The 23647-nt window shown below is 73.0% G+C and carries 24 protein-coding genes; 16 read left to right on the forward strand and 8 right to left on the reverse strand.

The window, feature by feature from the left end; all coding sequences use genetic code 11:
- Positions 1-23: 23 nt before the first annotated feature.
- The 3 genes from ABZX11_RS24175 to ABZX11_RS24185 all read left to right on the forward strand — a co-directional run bounded on the left by ABZX11_RS24175 (position 24) and on the right by ABZX11_RS24185 (position 2262).
- The gene (locus tag ABZX11_RS24175) at positions 24-1046 is read left to right on the forward strand and encodes an ABC transporter substrate-binding protein (RefSeq protein WP_354916566.1); all 1023 of its coding nucleotides are present in this window, start codon (positions 24-26) and stop codon (positions 1044-1046) included.
- Between the two features lie 11 nt (positions 1047-1057).
- The gene (locus tag ABZX11_RS24180) at positions 1058-1267 is read left to right on the forward strand and encodes an MbtH family protein (protein WP_354916569.1); all 210 of its coding nucleotides are present in this window, start codon (positions 1058-1060) and stop codon (positions 1265-1267) included.
- Positions 1268-1458: 191 nt separating this feature from the next.
- Positions 1459-2262, forward strand: coding sequence for an RICIN domain-containing protein (locus tag ABZX11_RS24185; RefSeq protein ID WP_354916572.1), 804 nt, complete (start codon positions 1459-1461; stop codon positions 2260-2262).
- 42 nt (positions 2263-2304) lie between these two features.
- On the opposite strand, the gene ABZX11_RS24190 is transcribed toward ABZX11_RS24185, so the two are convergent.
- From ABZX11_RS24190 to ABZX11_RS24200, 3 genes are read right to left on the reverse strand one after another with little or no spacing between them, the layout of a single operon-like run.
- On the reverse strand, positions 2305-4056 hold the full coding sequence (locus ABZX11_RS24190; RefSeq protein ID WP_354916575.1) for an ABC transporter ATP-binding protein: 1752 nt from the start codon (positions 4054-4056) through the stop codon (positions 2305-2307).
- Entirely contained in the window at positions 4053-5723 is a 1671-nt protein-coding gene (locus tag ABZX11_RS24195) for an ABC transporter ATP-binding protein (protein WP_354916578.1), read from the reverse strand. The genes ABZX11_RS24190 and ABZX11_RS24195 overlap by 4 nt, the downstream gene beginning before the upstream one ends.
- A gap of 53 nt (positions 5724-5776) precedes the next feature.
- On the reverse strand, positions 5777-6637 hold the full coding sequence (locus tag ABZX11_RS24200) for a hypothetical protein (protein ID WP_354916581.1): 861 nt from the start codon (positions 6635-6637) through the stop codon (positions 5777-5779).
- Positions 6638-6691: 54 nt separating this feature from the next.
- Here ABZX11_RS24200 and ABZX11_RS24205 point away from each other — a divergent pair, with 54 nt between their 5' ends.
- Both ABZX11_RS24205 and ABZX11_RS24210 read left to right on the forward strand, forming a co-directional pair.
- On the forward strand, positions 6692-7204 hold the full coding sequence (locus ABZX11_RS24205) for a DinB family protein (RefSeq protein ID WP_176169374.1): 513 nt from the start codon (positions 6692-6694) through the stop codon (positions 7202-7204).
- 251 nt (positions 7205-7455) lie between these two features.
- Positions 7456-8583: a hypothetical protein gene (locus ABZX11_RS24210; protein ID WP_354916584.1), complete on the forward strand. Its 1128-nt coding sequence runs from the start codon at positions 7456-7458 to the stop codon at positions 8581-8583.
- On the opposite strand, the gene ABZX11_RS24215 is transcribed toward ABZX11_RS24210, so the two are convergent.
- Positions 8552-9163 carry a dihydrofolate reductase family protein gene (locus ABZX11_RS24215; protein WP_354916587.1) on the reverse strand — a complete coding sequence of 204 codons (612 nt, stop codon included), beginning with the start codon at positions 9161-9163 and terminating at the stop codon, positions 8552-8554. The genes ABZX11_RS24210 and ABZX11_RS24215 overlap by 32 nt on opposite strands.
- Positions 9164-9266: 103 nt before the next feature.
- Here ABZX11_RS24215 and ABZX11_RS24220 point away from each other — a divergent pair, with 103 nt between their 5' ends.
- From ABZX11_RS24220 to ABZX11_RS24245, 6 genes are all read left to right on the forward strand, one after another.
- Positions 9267-10148, forward strand: a complete 882-nt coding sequence (locus tag ABZX11_RS24220) for a LysR family transcriptional regulator (protein ID WP_354916590.1) — start codon at positions 9267-9269, stop codon at positions 10146-10148.
- A gap of 10 nt (positions 10149-10158) precedes the next feature.
- Positions 10159-10869 carry an MBL fold metallo-hydrolase gene (locus tag ABZX11_RS24225; protein WP_354916593.1) on the forward strand — a complete coding sequence of 237 codons (711 nt, stop codon included), beginning with the start codon at positions 10159-10161 and terminating at the stop codon, positions 10867-10869.
- Positions 10870-10994: 125 nt separating this feature from the next.
- Positions 10995-11813 carry an ABC transporter permease gene (locus ABZX11_RS24230; RefSeq protein WP_354916596.1) on the forward strand — a complete coding sequence of 273 codons (819 nt, stop codon included), beginning with the start codon at positions 10995-10997 and terminating at the stop codon, positions 11811-11813.
- A complete protein-coding gene (locus ABZX11_RS24235) occupies positions 11798-12502 on the forward strand; it encodes an ABC transporter ATP-binding protein (RefSeq protein WP_354916599.1) in 705 nt (234 codons plus the stop codon). The genes ABZX11_RS24230 and ABZX11_RS24235 overlap by 16 nt, the downstream gene beginning before the upstream one ends.
- On the forward strand, positions 12489-13499 hold the full coding sequence (locus tag ABZX11_RS24240; RefSeq protein ID WP_354916602.1) for an ABC transporter substrate-binding protein: 1011 nt from the start codon (positions 12489-12491) through the stop codon (positions 13497-13499). Before ABZX11_RS24235 ends, ABZX11_RS24240 begins: the two co-directional genes overlap by 14 nt.
- Positions 13496-14647: an LLM class flavin-dependent oxidoreductase gene (locus ABZX11_RS24245; protein ID WP_176169383.1), complete on the forward strand. Its 1152-nt coding sequence runs from the start codon at positions 13496-13498 to the stop codon at positions 14645-14647. The genes ABZX11_RS24240 and ABZX11_RS24245 overlap by 4 nt, the downstream gene beginning before the upstream one ends.
- A 7-nt stretch (positions 14648-14654) precedes the next feature.
- Here the strand turns inward: ABZX11_RS24245 and ABZX11_RS24250 are convergent, their stop codons facing one another.
- The 3 genes from ABZX11_RS24250 to ABZX11_RS24260 all read right to left on the reverse strand — a co-directional run bounded on the left by ABZX11_RS24250 (position 14655) and on the right by ABZX11_RS24260 (position 18020).
- Complete coding sequence (locus ABZX11_RS24250; protein ID WP_354916605.1) at positions 14655-16505, reverse strand: glycosyl transferase; 1851 nt, start codon at positions 16503-16505, stop codon at positions 14655-14657.
- A gap of 87 nt (positions 16506-16592) precedes the next feature.
- Positions 16593-17378, reverse strand: coding sequence for an IclR family transcriptional regulator (locus ABZX11_RS24255; RefSeq protein ID WP_176169384.1), 786 nt, complete (start codon positions 17376-17378; stop codon positions 16593-16595).
- A gap of 51 nt (positions 17379-17429) precedes the next feature.
- On the reverse strand, positions 17430-18020 hold the full coding sequence (locus ABZX11_RS24260; RefSeq protein WP_354916609.1) for a TetR/AcrR family transcriptional regulator: 591 nt from the start codon (positions 18018-18020) through the stop codon (positions 17430-17432).
- An 87-nt stretch (positions 18021-18107) separates the two neighbouring features.
- Here ABZX11_RS24260 and ABZX11_RS24265 point away from each other — a divergent pair, with 87 nt between their 5' ends.
- The 5 genes from ABZX11_RS24265 (at position 18108) to ABZX11_RS24285 (ending at position 23371) form a co-directional block, all read left to right on the forward strand.
- The gene (locus ABZX11_RS24265; RefSeq protein ID WP_354916612.1) at positions 18108-19037 is read left to right on the forward strand and encodes an oxygenase MpaB family protein; all 930 of its coding nucleotides are present in this window, start codon (positions 18108-18110) and stop codon (positions 19035-19037) included.
- A 9-nt stretch (positions 19038-19046) separates the two neighbouring features.
- Positions 19047-20072, forward strand: coding sequence for an LLM class F420-dependent oxidoreductase (locus ABZX11_RS24270; protein ID WP_176169387.1), 1026 nt, complete (start codon positions 19047-19049; stop codon positions 20070-20072).
- 119 nt (positions 20073-20191) lie between these two features.
- Complete coding sequence (locus ABZX11_RS24275; RefSeq protein WP_354916616.1) at positions 20192-21505, forward strand: MFS transporter; 1314 nt, start codon at positions 20192-20194, stop codon at positions 21503-21505.
- Positions 21492-22907: an aminotransferase class V-fold PLP-dependent enzyme gene (locus ABZX11_RS24280; RefSeq protein ID WP_354916619.1), complete on the forward strand. Its 1416-nt coding sequence runs from the start codon at positions 21492-21494 to the stop codon at positions 22905-22907. Before ABZX11_RS24275 ends, ABZX11_RS24280 begins: the two co-directional genes overlap by 14 nt.
- A complete protein-coding gene (locus ABZX11_RS24285; RefSeq protein WP_354916622.1) occupies positions 22904-23371 on the forward strand; it encodes a hypothetical protein in 468 nt (155 codons plus the stop codon). The genes ABZX11_RS24280 and ABZX11_RS24285 overlap by 4 nt, the downstream gene beginning before the upstream one ends.
- Here the strand turns inward: ABZX11_RS24285 and ABZX11_RS24290 are convergent, their stop codons facing one another.
- Positions 23372-23644 carry a DUF6295 family protein gene (locus ABZX11_RS24290; protein ID WP_354916625.1) on the reverse strand — a complete coding sequence of 91 codons (273 nt, stop codon included), beginning with the start codon at positions 23642-23644 and terminating at the stop codon, positions 23372-23374.
- Positions 23645-23647 lie beyond the last annotated feature (3 nt).

Below are 23647 nucleotides of genomic sequence, written 5' to 3' on the forward strand. Positions count from 1 at the left end.
CTGCTGGTCTGCGAGAGGTGCTCATGTCCGTGTTCCCCAATGCCGGGCTCAGCCGGCGTGGCTTCCTGATCGGGACGGGTGGCCTCGCGGCCGCCGCGGCCCTCACCGCGTGCGGCAGCGGCGGCGACAAGCCGGCGGCGGGCTCTTCCGGCCCGTGGGAGTTCACCGACGACCGCGGCCAGAAGGCCGCGCGCGACCAGCGTCCGACGCGGGTGGTGGCCTACGCCAGCTCGGCCGCGGCGCTCTGGGACTACGGCGTCCGCCCGGTCGGCGTGTTCGGCCCGCAGAAGACCGCCGACGGCGGCAAGGAGATCCAGGCCGGCAACATCGACCTGAACGCCGTCACCTCGATCGGCAACGCGTGGGACGACTTCAGCATGGAGAAGTTCGCCGCCCTCAAGCCGGACCTGGTGGTCACCGGCCTCACCGGCACCAAGCCGACGGACATGTGGGTGCTCACCGGCGACCTCGGCCCCAAGGTGCAGCAGGTCGCGCCGGTGGTCGCGCTGTCGGAGTACAAGGTCACGCTGCCCAAGGTGATCGAGCGCTACGCGCAGCTGGCCGTCGCCCTGGGCGGCGACGCGAATTCGGACACCATGAAGAAGGCCAAGGAGGACTTCGACAAAGCGTCCGAGGACCTGCGCGCGGCGGCCAAGGAGAAGGCCGGCCTGAAGGTCCTGGTGCTCTACGGCGACAAGGACGGCCTGTACATCGCCAAGCCGGACTTCTTCGCCGACCTGGCGTACTACCGCGAGCTCGGCCTGGACATCGTCTCCGGCGGCGGCAGCGAGGACTACTGGGAGCAGCTGTCCTGGGAGCAGGCGGGCAAGTACCCGGCCGACCTGATCCTGACCGACTCGCGCTCGTACGCGATGCCGCGCGCCCAGATGACGCAGTTCCCGACCTGGAACCAGCTGCCCGCGGTGAAGGCGAACCAGCTCGGCGACTGGTCGGCCGAGCCGCGGTTCAACCACCTGCTCGCCACGCCGGTCATCCAGAAGCTGACCGCGCTGGTCAAGGGTGCCCGCACGGACATCACCGCCTGAGGAGGCCCGCGATGACCAACCCGTTCGAAGACCCGGCCGGGACGTACCTGGTGCTGGTCAACGCCGAGAACCAGCACAGCCTGTGGCCGCAGTCCGTCGACGTCCCGGCGGGCTGGACGGTCGCCTTCGGCCCGTCCTCCCGCCAGGAGTGCCTGGACCACGTGGAGGCGAACTGGACGGATATGCGCCCCAAGTCCCTGGCCGACGCCATGGACGCCTGACCACCCTCCCGCACGACACGCCGGAAGCCGAATGGCTCCCGGCGTGTCGTCCATTCAGCCCTGTCACGAATCAATTCGGTGTCCCCCTTCCTCGCGGAGTCGCTATCGTCCGCCAGGTGAAACTCGGATCGCGCATCTTCGTCGTCATCGCGGCAGCATGGGCAATGGGAACGGGAGTCACGGCTCCGGCGATGGCAGAAACCAATCAGACGCTCGAAATCAAGAACGTCGCCATGGGCAAATGCCTCGGCGTCGGGGCGCCGACCTATGCCTGGGTGACGGTGGAGACCTGCACCGGCGCCCAAACCCAGCAGTGGGAGCGCATCCCCGTGGACGGCGAGAAAGTGATTCTCCGCAACCTCGGCGACCGAACCTGCGTGAAAGGAATCGACAACGTCGTCCGCTACGAATGCGACGACGAGGACGCCGAGCAGTACTGGGTGCTCGCCGGCGAGAAGCTGACGCACGCCAAGACGGGCCGGGTGGCCGACACCGTCCTGTACGACAACTTCGGCGTCTTCCTGCAGAACGCCGGCCGCAGCGACTACCAGCGGTGGCAGTTCCGGGTCACCGGGAGCGCGCCGGTCCCGCCGCCGGACACCAGCGGCCGGGTGGTCCGGATCGAGAGCGTGTCGGAACACAAGTGCGTCGCGGCCGTCGGCACCGCCGCGAAGCAGGCCGACTGCGCCGCCGTGGCGGAACAGAAGTTCCAGCGGGTCGAGCTCGGCGGGGGCGTGGTCCAGCTGCGCAACCTCACCACCGGCACCTGCTTGCGCACCGGGTCGTCCGGATCGCCGCGCGTCGATCTGGTGAGCGCCTGCGCCTCCGACGACCCGGCGCAGCAGTGGCAGGTCGAGCCGGACCTGATCGGCACGTTCCGGGTGCGCAACGTCGCCGGCGGGACCTACCTCACGCCGAGCGGCGGCGGCAACATCTCGACCTATGAGCGCACTTCCCCGGCGAACTGGCAGAAGTGGCAGCTCGCCATCGCCTGACCGTGTTCGCTGTGCCGGCCGGGATCGGCCGGCACCGTGGCATCAGGCGCGTTGGCCGGACCACGCTTCCCACAGCTTCGCGTACCGGCCACCCGCGGCGACCAGGTCGTCGTGGGTTCCGGACTCCACGACCGCGCCCTCGTCGAGGACCACGATCCGGTCCGACGCCGCCGCCTGGGTGAGGCGGTGGGCGACCACCAGTGCCGTCCGGCCCTCCAGGGCCGCCGCGGCCGCCGATTCCAGGACCTTCGAGCCCGCGCTGCCCGCCTCCGCCGTGGCCTCGTCGAGGATCGCGATCGGCGGGTCCGCCAGCACCAGCCGGACCAGGGCCAGCTGCTGCGCCTGCGTCACCGTCAGCTGGTGACCGCCTTCGCCGACCACCGTCGCCAGCCCGTCCGGCAGCGAAGAAACCCACGTCAGCGCCCCGACCTTCGCGAGCGCCGCCCGCAGTTCGGCGTCGGTGGCCGACGGGCGGGCCAGCCGCAGGTCGTCGGCCAGCGTGCCGGCGAAGACGTGGACCTCCTGGCTGATCAGCCCCACCGTCCGCCGCGTCGCCTCCGGTCCCAGTTCCTCCAGCGGCACGCCGCCCAGCGTCACCGATCCCGTGTCCGGGCGGTGGATGCCGGCGATCAGCTTGGCCAGCGTCGTCTTCCCGGCCCCGCTCGCGCCCACCAGCGCCACCCGTTCGCCGGGCGCGACACCCAGGTCGACGTCGCGCAGCACCGGGTGACCGTCCACATAGGAGTACCCGATCCCCGCCGTCTTCACCGACGCGTCCACCGGCCGCGACGGCCGCGCGGGCGACGCCTCGGCCGGCAGGTCGGCGACGCCGATCAGCCGCGCGAGGCTGGCCGCGGCCGCCTGCGCGTCGTCGACCAGCGCCAGTGCCGTCGTGATCGGCCCGAACAGGCTGTGGAAGTACAGGGCGGCGGCCGTCGCGACGCCGACCGTGACCGCGTCCGCGCCGACCAGCACGAACCCCAGCGCCAGCACCGCGGACAGCCCGACGAACTCCGCCAGGTTGAGCCGCGCGTAGAACCGCGTCACCAGGCGGATCCCCTGCAGCGCCAGCGAGACGGCGGCATCGGACCGCTCGCGCACTCGCGAAAGGTGGGTGTCCGCCAGCCGGAACGCCCGGACGGTCTTCGCGCCGCCGATCGTGTCCAGCAGCTGCTGCTGTTGCGTCCCGACCGCCTCGCGCTGCGCGGCGTACAACGGCTTCGCGCGCGGCACGTACCAGCGCACGGTCCACAGCTGGATCGGCACGGCCAGCAGTGCCGCCAGCAGGAACCGCCAGTCCAGCACGGCCAGCGCCCCCAGGGTCAGCACGACCGTCAGCACCGACCGCCCCAGCTCGGGCAGCGCCTGCCGGACACCTTCGGCGACCACCGAGACGTCGTTCGTCACGCGGGCGGTGAGGTCGCCGGACCCGGCGCGCTCGAGTTGTTCCAGCGGCAGGCCGAGGGCGCGCTCGACGAAGCGTTCACGCAGCTCGGCCAGGATCGTCTCACCCAGCCGCGCCACCAGCGACACGCCGATCGCGGTCGCCACCGCCTGCGCCACCGCGACGAGCACCAGGCCCACGATCGGCGTGACGAGGTCGGTGGCCGGGCGGTGCGTGGCGACCAGGTCGACGACCCGGCCGAGCAGCGGCGCGGTGAGCAGCCCGATCGCGGTGGCCGCGACGAGCGTCGTGAACGCGGCGGCCGCGCGCCCCTTCTCCCGGCCGAGGAGCTCGCCGAGGACGGCGCGGATCCGCCGCCCGTCGGCCACGGGCAGGAGTTCGCGGGTCATGACAGCACCGCCGCTCGGTAGTCGGGACGGCCGGCCAGCTCGGCGTGCCGTCCCTCGCCCGCGACGCGCCCGTCGTCGAGCAGGACGACGCGGTCGGTGGCGGCCAGCAGGGCCGGGCTGGTGGTGACGAGGATGGTGGTGCGGCCGCGCCGCAGCTCGGCGAGCCCGGCGGCGATCCGGGCCTCGGTGACCGTGTCGACGGCGGTCGTCGGGTCGTGCAGCACCAGCACCGGCGCGTCGGCGGCCAGCGCCCGGGCGAGCGCGACCCGCTGCCGCTGCCCGCCCGACAGCGACCGCCCGCGTTCGGTGACGGCGGTCGCGACGCCGTCGGGCAGTGCGCTCGCCACCTCGTCGACGGCCGCCGCGGTCATCGCCTCGGCGGTTTTCGGGCCGGTGGCCAGGTTTTCGGCGACCGTTCCGGCGAACAGGTCGGCGTCGTGCGCGGCGACCAGCACCACCTCGCGCACCCGGCTCGGGTCCACAGTGGACAGGTCGACCGCGTCGACCGACACCGAGCCTGCCGCGGGATCGGCGGCGCGGCCCAGGCAGTCCAGCAGGTCCGTCGCGGCCGCCGGGTCGGTGGCCACCACGCCGAGCAGCTCGCCCGGGCGTGCTTCGAACCCGACGTCCCGCAGCGCGCCGCGGCTCACCGCGGTCAGCTTGACGTGCCCGGCCGGCGGCACCGGCAGTGCCGCGTCCCCGCCGCCGACGGCCGGGGCCGCGTTCAGCACGGCCGCGATGCGCGCGGCCGAGGCCCGGCCCTGCGCGAGTTCGCCGTTGACCCAGGAGAAGAGGGAGAACGGCGTGATCAGGTACTGCGCGAGCCCGACCGCGGCGACCAGGTCGCCGACGCTGATGTCACCCGCCGCGGCGAGGTTGCCGCCGACGAGCGCGACGACGGCGATGAAGATGCCGGTCAGCGCCAGCAGCGCGCCGTTGTGCCAGGCCTGGGCGCGGGCCGCGCGCAGGGTCGCGCGCAGCGAATCCCGGCTGGTGCGGCGGTAGCGGTCGACGGCGGCGCGTTCGGCGCCGACGCCCTTCAGGACGCGCAGCCCGGCGACCAGGTCGGTGGCGACGCCGGAGGCGAACGCGGAGCGCTCCTGCTCGGCCTCGCTGCGGCGCTCGAGGGGCTTGCCGATCAGGTGCGCCAGGTACAGCATCGGCGGCGTGCCGAGCAGCACGAGCAGGCCGAGCGGCAGCGACATGGCCAGCAGGGCGACGGCGCTGACCAGCAGTCCGGCCAGGCCCGCGACGCCGAAGGGGAGCACGCCGTTGACCGTGCCGACGCGCTTGGCGTCCGACGTCCCGATGCTCACCAGCTCGCCGGCGAGGGTGCCGGAGTCGGCCACGCCGCCGGGGTGCAGCACGCGGCGTCCGACGTCGAGGCGCAGGTCGTGGGCCGCGCGCTCGGCGGCGCGTTCCCCGAACCGGGCGCCGAGGCGGTAACTGGTCGACAGCACGGCGAAGAGCGCGCCCAGCACCACCAGCCAGAGCAGCAGGGTGCCCACCGAGCCGCCTGCGACGGCCTGGTCGATCACCACGCCGATCACCACCGGGACCAGTGCTTCGCCGCCTTGGTGGCTCGCGGTCAGCAGCGCCGCCAGCGCCACCGGTCGTCGTTGCCCGGCGATCGACCGGCGGAGGACCTGCCGTCCCGTCGTGCTCACCCGCGCCTCCCTCTCCAGAGCTGAGATAGGTAAGGCTAGTCTAAGTAAAGGAATTACGGGAAGACGGTCGGCTTCGTCTCGGATCGCGGCTCGGTCGCCGGTTCGCCGAAGCGGGCCAAGGCGAGTGCGGCGAGGACGGCGAGGGTGAACCCGGCGACGGCGACCAGTGCGAAGCCGGGGCGGGTGCGGTCGCCGAGGACGAGCACGCCGACCAGTGACGGGAAGATCGTCTCGCCGAGCACCATCATCGCCGTCGAGGTCGTGACGCTGCCGCGTTGCAACGCCGTCGCGTAGAAGAGCATGGCCATCCCGCCGGCGATCGCGACGAGGTAGGTCGCCAGGTCGGTGAGCAGGTCCAGCGGCGCGAGGCTGGGGATGATCCGCCCGGCGATGGCGACGACCCCGAAGCACAGCCCGGCGACGAGCCCGAGCGCCGGCGTCCGGACCCGCCGGCTCGCCTTGCCGGCGACGATCCCGGCCACGCCGAGCACGGCGACCGCCCCGGCGAGCACCAGCCGGAACCCGAGCCCGACGGGGTCCGAGCCTTCGCTTTCGGCGGCGGCGCCCAGCAGCGCGAGCCCGGCGCACACGACACCGACGGCGACCCATTCCCTCGTGCCGAGCCGCACCCCGAGGAACCGCGCGGCGACGGCGGTGACGGCGAGACTGGCGGCCAGGGCGGCCTGGACGACGAACAGCGGCAGGACGTGCAGGGCGGCGATCTGGGCGACGAACCCGAGGACGTCCAGCAGCAGGCCGAGCACGAACTTCCCCTGGCCGAGCACCCGGACCAGCAGTTTCGGGTCGACCCCCTCGGTGCCGGTGTCCGTGGCCCGCGCGGCGACCGACTGCATCACCGAAGCCACGCCGTACGCGCATGCGGCGCCCAAGGCGCAGAGCAGTCCCCACCACATGCCGGCCACTCTATTGGCCGCGGTTTTGTCGGACCGGTGCGGTACGGTGCGGCCATGTCGAACACGAGTTCGAAGACGCACCGCCAGTGGCCCGCGCCGCTGGCGGGTGACGAGCTGCGTCTCCTGCTGGATTTCCTGCAGTTCCTGCGCGCCACGGCGGTGAACAAGCTGGCCGGGCTGTCGTTGCCGCAGGCGTCGGCGACACCGTTGCCGTCATCGCCGAGGATGAGCGCACTGGGGGTGGTGAAGCACCTGACGGCGGTGGAGCGCTGGTGGCTGTCGATCGAGGCGGGCGGCGCGGACCTGCCATCGCTGTGGGCGGGGAGCCCGGACCCGAGCTGGGACGTGGGGCCGGAGGACACCCCGGCCTCGGTGGTGGCGGCGTACAAGGCGGAGTGGGGGCGGGTGGAGAAGGCTTTGCGCGGCCTCGGCCCCGATGACCGCACGCGGCGGCGGTCGGAGTTCACGGTCCGCTGGGTGGTGACGCACGTCGTGCAGGAGACGGCGCGGCACGTGGGGCATCTGGACGTGCTGCGGGAGCTGGCGGACGGGGAGGTGGGCGAGTGACGGACCGGTGAGGCGGTGGCGGCGGGTGGGCTCGGGAGGGGGAAGGAGAGGTTTCGGCGGAAATACGGGTGACAAGCGCCGTTATCCTGGATCCGTGGCCGTCGTCGCGGAGTACCGCCGATTTACCGGCCCCCTGGCCCGTTCCGGGCGCCAGCGGGGTCCCGGCGCCATGTCCGCCTGAACCTTCGCCGGGCCGCCCGGGCCAGGGGGGAACCGCCCCCGAAACCCCACCCGAGCCCGGAGATTCCGCCATGCCCGCAACACTCACCCCTGCTCAGCTCGCCCGTGACCTCGCCGTCCGCGACCTCACCGATCCGGCCGCCGGGGCGCACGCTGTCCAGCTCGTCGTCGACCAAGCCGTCGAGGCGCTCACCGGCCGCTGGCCGTGCATCGTCCGGCGGTGGCCGGGCGACCGCATCGTCACCGTGGCCGACAACTACGACAACCTCGGCTACGACCCCGCCGACGTCACGCGCGACGCCCGCTACACCCGGTACGTCGACGACCGGCACGTCCTGCGCAGCCACTCCACCGCCCTCGTCCCCGCGGCACTGCGAAGCCTCGCCGCGGACCCGGAAGACGACGTCCTGCTCGTCTGCCCGGGCGTCGTCTACCGGCGGGACAGCATCGACCGGCTGCACAGCGGCACCCCGCACCAGCTCGACCTCTGGCGGATCGTCCGCGGGAGCGTCACCCCGGCCGACCTCGAGGAGATGGTCGCCGCCCTCGTGCCGGACCGGCGGTGGCGGCTCGAACCCCGCCGTCATCCGTACACAGTGGACGGTGCGCAGCTCGACGTCGAACACGACGGGCGCTGGGTCGAGGTCGCCGAGTGCGGCCTCGCCGCCCCGGGCGTCCTCGCGCGGGCGGGGCTCGACGACGGCTGGTCCGGCCTGGCGCTCGGCATGGGCCTCGACCGGATGGTCATGCTGCGCAAGGGCATCCCGGACATCCGGCTGCTGCGCTCCACCGAGCCGGCCGTGGCCGGCCAGCTGACGGACCTCACGCCCTACCGGCCCGTCTCCGCACTGCCGCCGGTGCGCCGCGACCTGTCGATCGCGGTGCCGGCCGGCGACCGCGCCGAAGACCTCGGCGACCGCGTCCGCGACGCGCTCGGCGACGAAGCCGACGTCGTCGAGTCGGTCGAGATCCGGCAGGAGACCTCGTACGCCCGGCTGCCGGCGCAGGCGCGAGCCCGGCTCGGCGCGACTCCGGACCAGAAGAACCTGCTGGTCCGCCTGGTGCTCCGGCCCCTGGACCGGACGTTGTCCGATCGGGAGGCGAACGTCCTCAGGGACCGGGCCTACGCCGCCCTGCACCGGGGGAGCGTCCACCAGTGGGCCGGACTCAGCGGAGGACGCGATAGCGAAGGTGCGTGACCGAGGTGGTCGCCCGGCTGTCCACCTGCTCGAGGTTCAGCGGCGGCACGCCGTCGAACAACCGGACGCCGTCGCCGAGCGTGTACGGCGCGACGTGCAGCCGGAGCTCGTCGACCAGGCCCGCGGCGAGGTACTGGTTCACGGTGGTCGGTCCGCCGTGGACGGAGATCCCGTCGTCGCCCGCCGCCTCGCGGGCGCGGGCCATCGCGGCCTCGATGCCGTCGGTGACGAAGTGGAACGTGGTGCCGCCCGCCATCGGCTGCGGCTCGCGAGCGTGGTGGGTGAGCACGAAGACCGGGCCGTGGTAGGGCGGGTTGTCGCCCCACCAGCCCGTCCACGGCCGATCCCACTCGCCACGGACCGGGCCGAACATGTTGCGTCCCATGATGAACGCCTTGGCCGTCAGCATCCGGTCGAACTCGCTCGCGTGCTCGTCGCGGCCCTCGCCGTACCAGGCGTGCAGCTTGTCGCCCCAGCCGTCGCCGCCGTCGTCGCCGAACGGGCGCTGCTCGCTCTGGTGGTGTCCGGCCGCGTACCCGTCGAGGGTGATCGTGAGGTCGCAGGTCACCTTGCCGGTCATGTCCGTGTCCTCCTGGGTCGAGCTGCTCCGGAATCAGGATGGCCGGGACATCCCATGACGTCCAATGTCAATTGAGCCGACAACCCATTGATAAGTTTGATGAATGCTGAACCTGGTCCAGCTCAAGGTCCTGGCCGCGGTGGCCCGGCACGGTTCGGTGACCGAAGCGGCCCGCGAACTCCACTATTCGCAGCCGTCGGTGAGCCACCACCTGGCCCGCCTGGAAGCGGCCACCGGCGCCCGGCTCGTGCAGCGGGCCGGGCGCGGGATCCGGCTGACACCGGAAGGCCGCCTGCTGGCCGACCGCGCCGCCGAAATCGCCGGACGCGTGGACGCGGCGGCCGAAGAGCTGGCCGCGCAGGTCGGCCTGCGAGCCGGGCGCGTCCGGCTGGGCGCCAACGCGTCGACGCTGAGCACCCTCGTGCCGAGAGCGGTCGCGTCGCTGGCGGAGGCGCACCCCGGCCTCGAGCTGACCCTGGTCGACCGGCATCCCGTCGAAGCGCTGGCCATGCTGCGCAGCGGCGAACTCGACGCCGCCCTCGTCTTCCAGCACGCCGGCGCCCCGCTCGAGGAGGACGGATTCCGCTTCCGCCACCTCGCCGACGACCCGATCCACCTGATCAGCCGCCGGCCGGGGGAAAGCCCGGCCGACCACCGCGACTCGGCCTGGATCGGCGGCTGCCCCCGGTGCCGCGCGGAGCTGACCGCCATCTGCGCGGGAGCGGGTTTCCGTCCGCGGCTCGGCTCGTCCAGTGACGACATGGTCGTCGTGCAGTCCCTGGTCGCCGCCGGCCTCGGTGTCGCGACCCTGCCCGGGCTCGCACTGGAAGCACATCGCCATCCCGGCATTCACGCGACCGAACTCCCGGGCGTCCACCGCCGCATCCACGCGGCCACCTACGGCGACCCGCCGGACCCGCCCGCGGTGGCCGCCGTCCTGGCCGCCCTCACCCGGGCCGCCGCACCGGGGCGGAGCGGACCGTAGGGTGTCCGGCATGACTGATCGGCTCTACTTCCGGCAGCTGCTCGCCGGGCGTGACTTCGCCGTCGGGGATCCCGTCGCGACGCAGATGGTGAACTTCGCCTACCTGATCGGCGACCGCGAGACCTCCGAGGCCGTCATCGTCGACCCCGCCTACGCCGTGCGGGATCTCCTCGACGTCCTGGCGCAGGACGGCATGCGGCTCACCGGGGTGCTGGCCACCCACCACCACCCCGACCACGTCGGCGGCGAGATGCTCGGCTTCTCGCTGCCCGGGATCGCCGAGCTGCTCGCCGTCGAACCGGTGCCGATCCACGTCAACGGGGCCGAGACCGAGTGGGTCAAGCGGGTCACCGGCGTCTCCGGCACCGACCTGCGCGCCCACGACCACGACGACGTGCTCGAGGTCGGCGCCATCCCGATCCGGCTGCTGCACACGCCCGGGCACACCCCCGGCAGCCAGTGCTTCCTGGTCGAGGACAAGCTCGTCTCCGGCGACACGCTCTTCCTGGAAGGCTGCGGCCGCACCGACTTCCCCGGCGGTGACGCCGACGAGATCTACCGCAGCCTGCAGGCGCTCGCCGGCCTGCCCGGTGACCCGGTGGTCTACCCCGGGCACCAGTACTCGGCCGAGCCGTCGGCCGCGCTGTCGGAGGTCAAGCGCTCCAACTTCGTCTACCGGCCCCGGTCGCTGGACGAATGGAAGGTCATGTTCGGCGGCTGAGCCAAGTCGTTCCACGGGGTGAAACACGGGGTGTTCACGGAGTGGGCACCGATTGACTTGGTGTCCCACTCCCCGGATGGTCGGGGCCACGCAATCGAGAAACCCCCCGTCCCCGGGAGAAATCCGTGTCGATTTCCACCACGGGCGTGCTCGCGCATGCCCGGAAACGCGCCGCCGAGCCGCCGCGCAAGGCCGGCAGGCGGCTTGATCTGCGGCGCTGGATCAGCCCGGTGGTGCTGCTGGCCGCCTGGCAGCTCGCCAGCGCCACCGGTGTCCTGCCGCCGGACAAGCTCAGTGCACCGTGGACGGTCGTGCAGGCCGGCATCGAGTCCGCCCGCAGCGGGGAACTCGGTGCCGCCTTCGCGGTGTCCCTCGGCCGGGTCGGTGCCGGCTTCGCCCTCGGCGCGCTCGCCGGTGTCCTGCTCGGCATCGTGTCCGGGCTGTCCCGCTGGGGCGAAGCCCTGGTCGACCCGCCGGTGCAGATGCTGCGGACGCTGCCGTTCCTCGGCCTGATCCCGCTGTTCATCCTGTGGTTCGGCATCGGCGAAGAGACCAAGATCGTGCTGGTCGCGCTCGGCGTGGCCTTCCCGCTCTACCTCAACGTCCACTCGGGAATCCGCGGCGCCGACCCGGCGCTGGTCGAAGCGTCACGGGCGCTCGGGTTCAGCCGCGCGGAGCGGCTTTGGCACGTGGTCCTGCCCGGCGCGTTGCCGCAGGCGCTGGTCGGGTTGCGGCAGTCGCTCGGCCTGGCCTGGCTCGCGCTGATCGTCGGCGAGACGGTCAACGCCGACGCCGGCGTCGGCTACCTGATCAACAACGCGCGGGAATTCCTCCGCACCGACGTCGTGGTCGTCGGACTGGTCCTGTACGCGCTGCTCGGCCTGGTCACCGACGCGCTGGTCCGGCTGCTCGAACGGAGGGTACTGCGGTGGCGAACCCGGTAGCCGAGGTCCGTGGCCTCACCAAGCGGTTCGGCGACCGGACCGTGCTGTCCCACCTCGACCTGACCGTCGGGCACGGCGAATTCGTCGCCCTGCTCGGCCGCAGCGGGTCCGGCAAGTCGACGCTGCTGCGCGTGCTCGCCGGGCTGGATTCCGACGTCGAAGGCCGCGCGGAAGTCACCGCGACGGTTTCGGTCGCGTTCCAGCAGCCGAGACTGCTGCCGTGGCGGAAGGTCTGGCGCAATGTCGTCCTCGGCCTGCGCCAGGACGGCGTGTCCAAGTCCCGCAACCGGGCGCTGGCCGAAAAAGCACTGGCCGAGGTGCACCTCACCGAGCACGCCGACGACTGGCCGCTCACGCTGTCCGGCGGTGAGGCCCAGCGCGTTTCGCTGGCTCGCGCGCTGGTGCGCGAACCCGGCCTGCTGCTGCTCGACGAGCCGTTCGGCGCACTGGACGCGCTCACCCGGATCTCCATGCACGGCCTCGTGCAGGACCTCTGGCGGCGGCACCGGCCGGGCGTGCTGCTGGTGACCCACGACGTCGACGAGGCCCTCCGGCTGGCCGACCGCGTCCTGGTGCTCGACGACGGGCGGATCGTGGCCGAGCACCGGCCCCGCGACGCCGCCGACCACGACGACCTCCGCCGGCGCGTGCTGGCCGACCTGGGAGTGACCGAAGATGTTGTGGTGTAAGGGAATACTGGCCGTCGCGGCGGCACTCGTGGTGTCCGCGTGCGGGACGGCGGGCGGCGACGGCCCGGCCGCCGTGCCGGCCACGGTCGGCGCGGCGGACCTGGCGAAGGTGACGCTCAAGGTGGGCGACCAGAAGGGCGGGGTGAAGTCCCTGCTCATCGCGGCGAACCTGCTGCAGGGGACGCCGTACAAGATCGAGTGGGCGACGTTCACCTCCGGCCCGCCGCTGCTGGAGGCCGCCTCGGCCGGCGCGATCGACGCCGGGCGCGTCGGCAACACGCCGCCGATCTTCGCGGCCGCCGCGAAGGCGAAGATCAAGGTGATCAGCGTGGCGCGCAGCAACGTCGAGCGGGAAGCCATCCTCGTCCCGCCGGACTCGCCGCTGCAGAACGCCGCCTCCCTGAAGGGCAAGACGATCGGCGTGGCCAAGGGCAGCTCGGCGCACGGGCAGCTGCTGAACACGCTGCACAACAACGGCTTGTCCACAAAGGACGTCAAGCTGAGCTTCCTCCAGCCGTCCGAGGCTTACGCCGCGTTCACCCAGCACACCATCGACGCGTGGGCGATCTGGGACCCCTACACCGCGCAGGCGCAGCTCGAAGCCCACGCGCGCGTGCTGGCCGACGGCCGGGGCGCGTCGAACGGCCTGGCCTTCCTGACCGCGGGCACGGCCGCGCTCGGCGATCCCGGCAAGAACTCCGCGCTGCGCGACTTCGCGGTGCGCGTGGTCAAGGCGCAGAAGTGGGCCGACACCCACCGCGACGCGTGGGCGCAGGCGTGGGCCAAGGAGACCGGGCTGAAGGTCGAAGTCGCGCAGAAGGCCGTCGACGCGGGCCGCGACCAGCCGATCGTGCTGGACGACTCCGTGGTCGCGTCCGAACAGCAGCTCGCGGACGCCTTCACCGACGAGAAGACTTTGCCGGGGAAGGTGGACTTCGCCGCCTTCGTCGACCGGCGGTACGGTCCCGACCTGGACCAGGCGAGGAGCAACGGATGAGCATCAGGCTGCACTGGTTCCTGCCCACCAGCGGCGACGGCCGCACGATCGTGGAACGCTTCCACGCCAACCGCTCCGCCGGCCCGGCCGCCCAGCGCGACCCGGACCTGGACTACCTGGCCCAGGTCGCCCGCGCGGCCGAGCGGCAGGGTTTCGAAGGCGTCCTGACCCCGACCGGCACCTGGTGCGAGGACGCGTGGCTCACCACCGCCGCGCTGATCCGGGAGACGAGCCGGCTGAAGTTCCTGGTCGCCTTCCGCCCCGGGGTCATTTCGCCGACGCTCGCCGCGCAGATGGCGGGCACGTTCCAGCGGCTTTCCGGCGGCCGCGTGCTGCTCAACATCGTCACCGGCGGCGACGCGGTGGAGCAGCGCCGCTTCGGCGACTGGCACGACCACGACGCCCGGTACGCCCGCACGGACGAGTTCCTCACCATCGTGCGCGGTGTCTGGTCCGGTGAGCCGTTCAGCTTCGAAGGCGAGCACCTGCGCGTCGAAGGCGCGACGACGCTGGCCGCGCCGGACCCGGTGCCGCCGATCTACTTCGGCGGCTCGTCACCGGCCGCGCTGCCGGTTGCCGCCCGGCACGCCGACGTCTACCTGACTTGGGGCGAACCGCCCGCGCAGGTCGCGGAGAAGATCGGCCGCGTCCGCGAGCTGGCAGGCGACCGGCCGATCCGGTTCGGCGTCCGGCTGCACACGATCTCGCGGGACACCTCGGCCGAGGCGTGGGCGGAGGCGCAGAAGCTGCTCGACGCGCTGAGCCCGGAGCAGGTCGCGAAGGCCCAGGCGCAGCTGGCCGCGAGCGAGTCGGTGGGGCAGCAGCGGATGGTCGCGCTGCACGGCGGCCGGTACGGCGACGGGGTCCGTGCGCTGGAGATCCACCCCAACCTGTGGGCGGGCGTCGGCCTGGTGCGCGGCGGGGCGGGGACCGCGCTGGTCGGCAGCCACGAGGAGGTCGCCGATCTGATCGAGGAGTACCACAGCGTCGGCGTGAGCGAGTTCGTGCTGTCGGGCTACCCGCACCTGGAGGAGGCGTACTGGTTCGGGGACGGGGTGCGGCCGGAGCTGGCCCGGCGCGGCCTGCTGGCCGACGTCCCGGCGTTGCGGCGGCCGTCGCACCCGGAGCGGAACGTTTCGGCGTTGTAGCCGGGAGCTACCGCGTCAGCGGGAGGAGCCCGGGTGGGGCGAACAGCGGGTACGTGACGAGGACGCCGTCGGCGGTGCGGACGACCGAGGCCGGGCGGAAGAGGTCGCGCTGGCCGGTGTAGAAGGCCGTGGTGCCGTCTTCGCCGCCGGTGAGCAGGACGCGCCGGCGCGGCTGGCCGGCGGCGTCCTCGCCGGCGACCTCGGGGAAGGCGGCGATGCCGACGGGCTGGATGGCGGCGAGCGCGGCGATGGTGGAGATGAGCCGCGGATCGGCGCAGCCGTCCCGCAACACGGCGGCGGCCGCGGGCGACGGGCTGACCCGCGCCGACGCGGCCAGTGCGGCCCCGGCGTGCGCCCGGGCCGGGGCTTCGGGTGGCGCGGCGGGATCGGCCGGGGGCAGCCCGAGCCGCCAGACGGTGACCCGCGTGTCCCCGGCCCCGAAGACGGCGGTGGGGCCGGCGCCGGCGAAGGCACCGTCCAGGGCGGGGTAGTGGGTGCGGAGGGCGGTTTCACCGCTGCCGAAGACGGCCCATTCGGCGGGCGGGCAGGCGACCGAGCAGGCGGCGGGCGGGGCGAGCATGCCGGTGGGCCAGCCGGAGTTGGCGAGCTCGGCCCAGGCTGCGTCATCGACGAGCAGCCGGGAGCCGGAGGCGTTGGCGTGCAACCAGTCCCGGGCGGCGGCGAGCGGGCCGCCCCGGGCGACGGAGGGGTGGAGACCGGGGTAGCCGGAGCTCCAGCTGACGGCAAGCGCGGCGACGACGACGGCGGCGGCCCCGACCACGATCCGGCGGCTGTGACGGGCTCCGGTCCGGGGACCGTGGTTCGTGTCCTTTGTGGACGCAAGGCGGGCAGTTGTGTCGGCGGCCCGGGGGAGGGCGGAAGCAGGCTTGCTTTCGAGCCCACCAGGCACCCGATGGCGGGCCGTCGCCTGCGCGATCCCCGCCAGCAACAGCGGTGTCACCGGCACCAGCAACGCCAGCACGGCCGTGGCCGGCACCCCCGGCACGAGCAACGTCGCCGCGAGCAAAAGCCCCGTTGCCGCCAGCGGCCGGACCGCCTTCACCGCCGGCGCCACCACCAAGCCGAGTACCGACAACACCACCCACGCCGGGTCCAATGCCGCCCAGTCCGTCACCGTCGGCGGGGTCGCCGCCGCCAGGTGGGGCCGCAACACCCCCGCCGCCGGGCCGAACGCGATGCCCAGGCCCAGGTTCAGCAGCACCACCACCAACGCCGCCCGGACCGGGGCCCGGCGTACCAGCAACCAGCCCGCCGCCGGCAGGAAGAACAGCGCCAGCGGAGACGTCAGCACCGCCGCCAGCAGGCACGCCGACGCCGCGATGTCGTGGCGGATGCGGGCGCGCCGACGGGTGATCAGGGCCAGCGCCCCCAGTGCCCACGCCGCCGCCAGGTGCTCCACGACCACCAGCCGCTGCAGCCCCAGCGCCAGCGGGGACGCCGCCACCAACAGCACCGCCGCCGCGGCGGCCCAGCGCGTCAGGCCCAGCCGCCGCGCCAGGATCCACGACAGCACCGCCGCCACCAGCGCGGCGACCAGCACCGTCTCCCGCACCGCGGCCAGCGCCGTGGCCGAGCGGCCGAACGCGTCCGAGACCATCGTGGCCGCCGCCAGCTGCAGCCAGCCGAACGGGCTCACCCCCGCTCCGCCCGCGTCGGCGAACGTCGTCAGGTTGCCGAGGGCGTAAGCGTGGGCGACGGTCGCCGCCTCCGTGGGCAGGGCCGGGCCGGGCGCGGCCAGGTAGAGCACGCGCAGGCCGCCGGCCAGCCCCAGCAACGCCAGGACGATGTCGAGCGACAGCAACCGCTGCGCGGCGGAGACCGGGCGGTGCTGGACCATTGCACGGATCGTAGCGGGCGGCGGCGACCGCTCCGATCCGGGACGGCGGAGGCCCGCCGATCGCCGGAAAGCCGTGGCCCGGCGAGGTTATCGTCGACTGTCCGCAGTGGATCCGGAGAGCGTCCGGGTCAACGCCAGCGCCACCGTACGGACGGCCGGGGCGACCCGTTCGGTCCGCATCCGGTTGGCCCAGCCGGAAATCGACACCGCCGCCACCGCGACACCGCGGGCGTCGAGCAGCGGGCTCGCCGCGCACACCACGCCGACGCCGGATTCCTCGCGCTCCAAGGCGATCCCGTCTTCCCGGACCCGGGTGAGCTGCCGCCGCAGCAGGCCCGGTGCGGTGATCGTCCGCGCGCTCATCCGCGGCAGCCCGGCGTCGATCACCTGGTTCACCACCGGTTCCGGCGAGAACGCGAGGATCGCCTTGCCGACGCCGGTGGCGTGCGCGGGGAACCGGCCGCCGATGCGCGAGGGCAGCGTCGGCGCGTCCGGGCCGCGCAGCACGTCCAGGTACACCACTTCGGTGCCTTCGAGGATGGCGAGGTGGACCGTGTTGCGGGTGGCCTCGCGCAGGTCGGCCAGGTACGGCCGGGCCGCCTCCACCAGCCCGCGCCGCGGCGAAGCCAGCTGGCCGATCTCGAACAGCCGCAGCCCGAGCCGCACCGCCCCGGCCTCGCGTTCGAGCAGCCCGGTGTCGGTCAGGTGCCCGACGAGCCGGTGCACGGTCGTCTTCGCCAGCCCGGTCCGCCGGGCCAGTTCGGAGACGCCGAGGGTCTCGTCGCCCGGCCGGAAGGCTTCCAGGAGCGCGGCGAGCCGGGTCGCGACGAGGCCGTCGCCGCTCGCGCCGTCGTTCCGCCCAGCGGTACGCATGGGTTGAGTCTGCCCGATCCGCGGGGCGAATGTCAGCAAAGGGAGGTGGGCTCAGTGGCTGTCGGCACCGAGGACGAGCTTCACGCAGTGCGCGACGAGCCGTTCGCGCGAGACCTTCAGCGACCCGTCGAGGTAGGCGATGAAGACGTTGCTCAGCGCGCCGACCAGCCCGACGGCGACCATCCGGCGTTCGGTCTCGTCGCCGTGGGACAGCTGCTCGCCGACCAGTGCGGCGAACACCGGCAGCAGGTGCAGGCCGCGGCGGGTCAGCGCGGGGTCGGTCAGCGGCGCGAGCAGCAGGACCCGGCCCTTGCGGGGGTCGTCCACGATCAGCTCGACGAACGCCCGCACCGCGTTCTCCGCCCGCGACACCGGCGTCGGGGCGTCCCGCACGGCGTCGACGAGCGCCTGCCGCGCCTCTTCGCCGACGTGCTCGTACACGGCCGCGACGAGTTCTTCGCGGTCGGCGAAGCTCTCGTAGAAGTAGCGCTCGGTGAGCTTCGCGTGCCGGCAGACCGCGCGGACGCTCGTCCCGGCCGATCCCTCGGTGCCCAGCAGTTCCAGGCCGGCGGCCACCAGCCGGTCGCGCCGGAGCGCCTTCCGGTCGTCCAGCGTCGTGCCCGCCCAGGTCCGGCCCGGCATCACAGCTCCTCGGTTGACTACAACTGTTGTCAGATCCTAGCCTGACAACAGCCGTAGTCAGTTCAGGACTCGACGAGGAGTGCGCCGATGACACCCGAGCCGCTGGGGCCGGACTCGCTGACCTGGAAGTACTTCGGCGACTGGCGCGGCCTGCTGATCGGCCTCTGGGCCGGGTCCATGCAGAACATGCACCCCGGCCTCGGCGCCGGCGTCGAGCAGCACTCGCGGTTCTTCGAAGAGCGCTGGCAGCGGCTGTTCCGCTCGCTCTACCCGATCGGCGGCGTGGTCTACGACGGCCCGCGCGCCCACGCGACCGCCCTCGAAGTCCGCGGCTACCACGACCGCATCAAGGGCGTCGACGCCCGGGGCCGTCGCTACCACGCGCTCGACCCGGACACCTACTACTGGGCCCACGCGACCTTCTTCGTCAGCACCATCCTCATCGCCGGCCACTTCATGGGCGGCATCGGCGAAGCCGAAAAGCGGCAGCTGTTCGACGAGCACGTCCGCTGGTGGCGGATGTACGACATGAGCATGCGGCCGGTGCCGGAGAGCTGGGAGGACTTCCAGCGGTACTGGAAGCACATGTGCACCGACGTCCTCGAGGACAACAAGGCCACCCGGGACGTCCTCGACATCCGCGGCCTCGGCAAGCCGCCCTTCCTGCCCTGGCTGCCGGACGCGCTGTGGCGGCCGGTCCGGGGGGTGATCGCGCGCCACTTCGTGTGGCTCACGATCGGCCTGTACGACCGCGAGATCCGCGACCTGCTCGGCTTCCGCTGGACCGAACGCGACGCGCGCCGGCACCGGCGCTTCGGGAAGCTCGTCAACGCCGTGTTCAAGCTCGTTCCGCACGACCGCCGCTACCACCCGCGAGCGCGCGCCGGCTGGCGCCGGGTCCGCGGCGAGGTGGCTCCGGACGCGCCCTTGGTCGAGACTCCACCCAGGAACCTGCCGCCGCTGCCGGAGCGGGGCAAGCCCGAGCACTACGCGCCGAACGTCCGTCGAAACACTTAGGAGGCATTCGTGAAGCTGGGATTCCACGTCGGGTACTGGCAGAGCGGCCCGACCCCGGGTGCGCTGGAAGCCGTCCTCAAGGCCGAGGCGCTCGGCTTCGACTCGGTGTGGACGGCGGAGGCGTACGGCTCGGACGCCTTCACGCCGCTGGCCTGGTACGGCGCTTCCACCAGCCGCATCCGGCTGGGTACGAACATCGTCCAGATGGCCGCCAGGACCCCGACCGCGACGGCGATGAGCGCGCTGACCCTCGACCACCTCTCCGGCGGCCGGATGGTGCTCGGGCTCGGCGCGTCCGGCCCCCAGGTCGTCGAGGGCTGGTACGGCCAGCCGTACCCGAAGCCACTGGCCCGCACGCGCGAGTACATCGACATCGTCCGCCAGGTGCTCGCCCGCGAGGCACCGGTGACCCTCGACGGCGAGCACTTCCAGCTGCCCTACCAGGGCGGCGCCGGCCTCGGCAAGCCGCTGAAGCCGACCGTCCACCCGCTGCGCAAGGACATCCCGATCCACCTCGCCGCCGAAGGCCCCAAGAACGTGGCCCTCGCGGCCGAGATCGCCGACGGCTGGCTGCCGCTGTTCTTCTCGCCCAAGAGCAACGACTTCTACAAGGCCGCGCTCGAAGAAGGCTTCTCGCGGCCGGGTGCCCGGCACACGTTCGACACCTTCGAGGTGCCGTGCTCGCTGCCGGTGATCGTGCACGACGACGTCGAGGAGGCGGCGAGCTGGATCAAGCCGTCGCTGGCGTTGTACATCGGCGGGATGGGCGCCAAGAGCGTCAACTTCCACCACGACGTGTACGCGCGGCTGGGTTACGGCGACGTCGCCGACGAGGTCCAGGAGCTCTTCCTCGCCGGCCGCAAGGCGGAGGCGGCCGCGGCGATCCCGACGTCGCTGGTGGAGGACACCTCCCTGATCGGGCCGCCGGAGAAGATCCGCGAAGAGCTCAAGGCCTGGGAGGACACCGTCGTCACCCAGCTGCTCCTGCGCGGGGACGCCGCGACGCTGGAGAAGATCGCCCGCGCCTTGGGCTGACCGGCGGGTCGCCCCGTGCGCCAGGTCACGACGATGGCACGATTCCCCCCGACCCCTACCGGGTGCCCGCCGAGATCGAATACTCATGCGGGCACCCGGTGAGCCATTCGAGGAGGACCATGGCGACGCTGTCCGGCCGGACGAGGTTCCGCTATTCGCTCGGCTCCTTCGTCACCGGGTCCTTCGGCACGGTCCCCGGCCTGGTCCTGGTCAAGTACCTGACCGACACGATGGCCGTGCCTGCCGGCTGGGCCGCCGCCATCGTGTTCGTGCCCAAGGCCTGGGACGTGCTGTTCAACCCCGTGGCGGGCCGGCTGTCCGACGCCGACCTGATCAAGACCGGCAGCCGCCGCCGCTTCCTGCTGATCGGCGGCATCGGCGTGGCGATCCTGTTCGCGGCGATGTTCGCCCACCCCGGCTTCGGCGGCCCGCTGCCGGACGCGCTGTACGTGGCGATCACGTTCGCCGCCTGCGCCACGGCCTACGCGCTGTTCCAGGTGCCGTTCAACGCGCTGCCCGCCGAGCTGACCGAGTCGGCGACCGAGCGCACGAAGCTCACCAGCGTCCGCATCGGGGTGCTGGCCGTGACGATCCTGATCTGCGGCGGGGGCGCCCCGGCGATCACCGCGGCGATCGCCGGGGTCGCCGGCTACCGCGTCATGGCCGTCGTGATCGGGCTGATCGTGCTGGCCGCGACCCTGCTGGTCTACTTCGGCCTGAAGGACGCGCCGGTCGGCTCGCTGCGGCCGAACACCGTGAGCCTGAAGGAGCTCGTCGGCACGCTCGCCGGCTGGCGGCCGTTCCGCTGGCTGCTCGGCACGTACTTCATCCAGGCGCTGGGCATCGGCACCGTGCTCGCCGCGATCCCGTTCTTCGCCCAGCGCATCCTCGGCCACGACGGCTACGGCACGATCCTGTTCGTCATCTTCGTCGGCCCGGCGCTGGTCACCATGCCGCTGTGGCCGCGCCTGGGCGACCGCGTCGGCAAGCTCAACGGCTTCCGCCTGGCCACCGCGGCGTTCGCGGTCGGCCTGCTGGGGCTGGTGTTCGCCCAGTCGATCCCGCTGGTCGTCTCGTTCGTCTTCGTGGCGCTCTGCGGGGTCGGCTACGCGGGGATTTCGGTGTTCCCGCTGGCCATCCTGCCGGACCTGATCACCGCCGAGGAGGAGCGCACCGGGCAGACCCGCGCGGGGATCGCGGCGGGGGTGTGGACGGCGGGGGAGACGCTCGGGCTGGCCTTCGGCGGCGGGCTCTGGGCGCTCATCCTGGAGTTCGGCGGGTACGTCTCCAGCACGGACGCCACCGCCTTCCAGCCGCACAGCGCGATCGTGGCGATCCTCGTCGGCTCGTCGATCATCCCGGGCGTGCTGATCGCGCTGGCCCTGCCGCTGCTGCGGCGCAAGGTGCTGGAGCCGCGCCATGAACTCGCCTGAGGAGGTCCTCGACCGGCTCCGGCAGCTGCGCGCGGGCGACCTGCCGACGCACGGTGGCCGGACCCTGGCCTACGTCTACGACAGCGGCCTGTCCGAAGTGGACTCCCTGGGCGCGGCGGCGCACGCGCTCGCCTCGTCGGCCAACGGCCTTGACCCGACGGCGTTCCCGAGCCTGCTGCGCATGGAGAACGACCTCGTCGCGGCGGCTTGCGCGCTGCTCGGCGACGTCCCGGGCGTGGCCGGCTCGGTGACGTCCGGCGGCACGGAGTCGTGCCTGCTGGCCGTGCTCGCCGCCCGGGACGCGCGGCCGGACATCGCTTCGCCGTCCCTGGTGCTGCCGACGACCGCGCACGCGGCGTTCCACAAGGCGGCCCACCTGTTCGGGCTGCGGCGGATCGATGTCCCGGTCGACCCGGTGACCTTCCGCGCCGACCCGGCGGCGATGGCCGCGGCGATCGACGACTCGACGGTCCTGGTCGTCGCGAGCGCGCCCTCGTACGCCCACGGCGTGCTCGACCCGATTTCGGAAATCGCGGCGGCGGCGTTCGAGCGCGGCGTCCGGATGCACGTCGACGCCTGCATCGGCGGCTGGGTGCTGCCGTACTTCGCCCGGCTCGGCGCGGACGTCCCGCCGTTCGGCTTCCGCGTCCCCGGCGTCACGAGCATCTCGGTGGACCTGCACAAGTACGCCTACTGTCCCAAGGGGACGTCGGTGCTGCTGCACGCCTCGGCGGAGCTGCGGCGCACGCACTACTTCGCGAGCGCGGCCTGGCCGGGCTACACGATGCTCAACACGACGATCCAGAGCACCCGCTCCGGCGGCCCGCTCGCCGCGGCGTGGGCTGTGGTGCACCACCTCGGTCCCGAGGGCTACCTCAAGCTGGCGTCCGCCGCGCGCGAGGCGACCGCGCGCATCCGGTCGGGCATCGAAGAACTGCCCGGCCTGCACGTGCTCGGCGACCCGGTCTCGACGTTGCTCGCGTTCACCGGCGACGACGGCTTCGACCTGTTCACGGTGGCGGACGAGATGAAGGCCCGCGGCTGGTACGTCCAGCCGCAGTTCGCGCACCTGTCGTCCCCGGCGAACCTGCACCTGACCGTGACGGCGGCCAACCACGGCAGCGAGAAGGAGTTCCTCACCGACCTCGCGGCGTCGCTGGACGCGGCCCGCGCGGCCGGCCCGGTGGTCGTCGACCCCGCGGTGGCGGAGTTCGTGGCGGCCCTCGACCCGGACACGCTGACGTCCGAGCAGTTCGCGGGCCTGCTCGCCGCGGCGGGCCTCGGTTCCGGTGCGGGGCTGCCGGAGCGGATGGCGCCGATCAACGCCCTCCTCGCCACGGCACCGGTGCCGTTGCGGGAGCGGCTGCTGCTCGAGTTCCTGGGCGCGCTCTACACGCCGTGAACGGAGTACTGACCAGCATCATCGCGGTCTGCGGAACGCTGGCCGGGTCGAGCCTGACGTACCTGTTCGCCCGGCTCACCGCCCGCCGGACGGAGAAAACCGCGTGCGAGGAACGGCTTCGCCAGGAGCGGATCGCGGCCTACGCGGCGTTCGCGGGGGCGATGACCGAGCTCCGGCAGAAGGTGATCTCCCTGGGGCTGCTGCGGCAGCGTGACCCGGACGGGGCGGAGACCCGGGCCGCGTACACGGAGGCGGACCGGAGTGGCGCCGCCGCCGACCACGCCCGGTTCGCGGTGCGGCTGCTCACCGACGACGCCGAGCTGCTCCGGCTCGCCGACGCCGCGTTCGAACCGATCGGCGCGATCCGCGAGGCCGCGGACCGCGCCGAGCTGCGGGAGCTCGAAGACCGCAGCCAGGAGATCCTGACCGCGTTCGTCGAGGCCGCCGGGCGGCGGCTCAGGTGATCACTGGCTCCGCGAAGCCAGGCCGGCGGGCGCGGACCTGACCGCGGCGTGGATGGCGTCCGCCAGTGCGAGAGCGTCCTCTTCGGTCAGTTCCAGGGCGACGCGCGCCGAAGCGCCCAGCCCCGGGTTGCGGAAGTCGATGTTCACCGTGTGCGCGTACGGCGCGTGGACCGGGTGGTCGACGTACACGGTGCCCTCGGACAGCCGGAACCAGCCGCGGGCGCCCTTGCCGCTGCCTTCGAGCGCGAACTTCTCCGTCAGGTAAGTGCACATGGG

It is taken from the genome of Amycolatopsis sp. NPDC004169 (genome assembly GCF_040610315.1).
In the GTDB taxonomy this organism is placed as follows: domain Bacteria; phylum Actinomycetota; class Actinomycetes; order Mycobacteriales; family Pseudonocardiaceae; genus Amycolatopsis.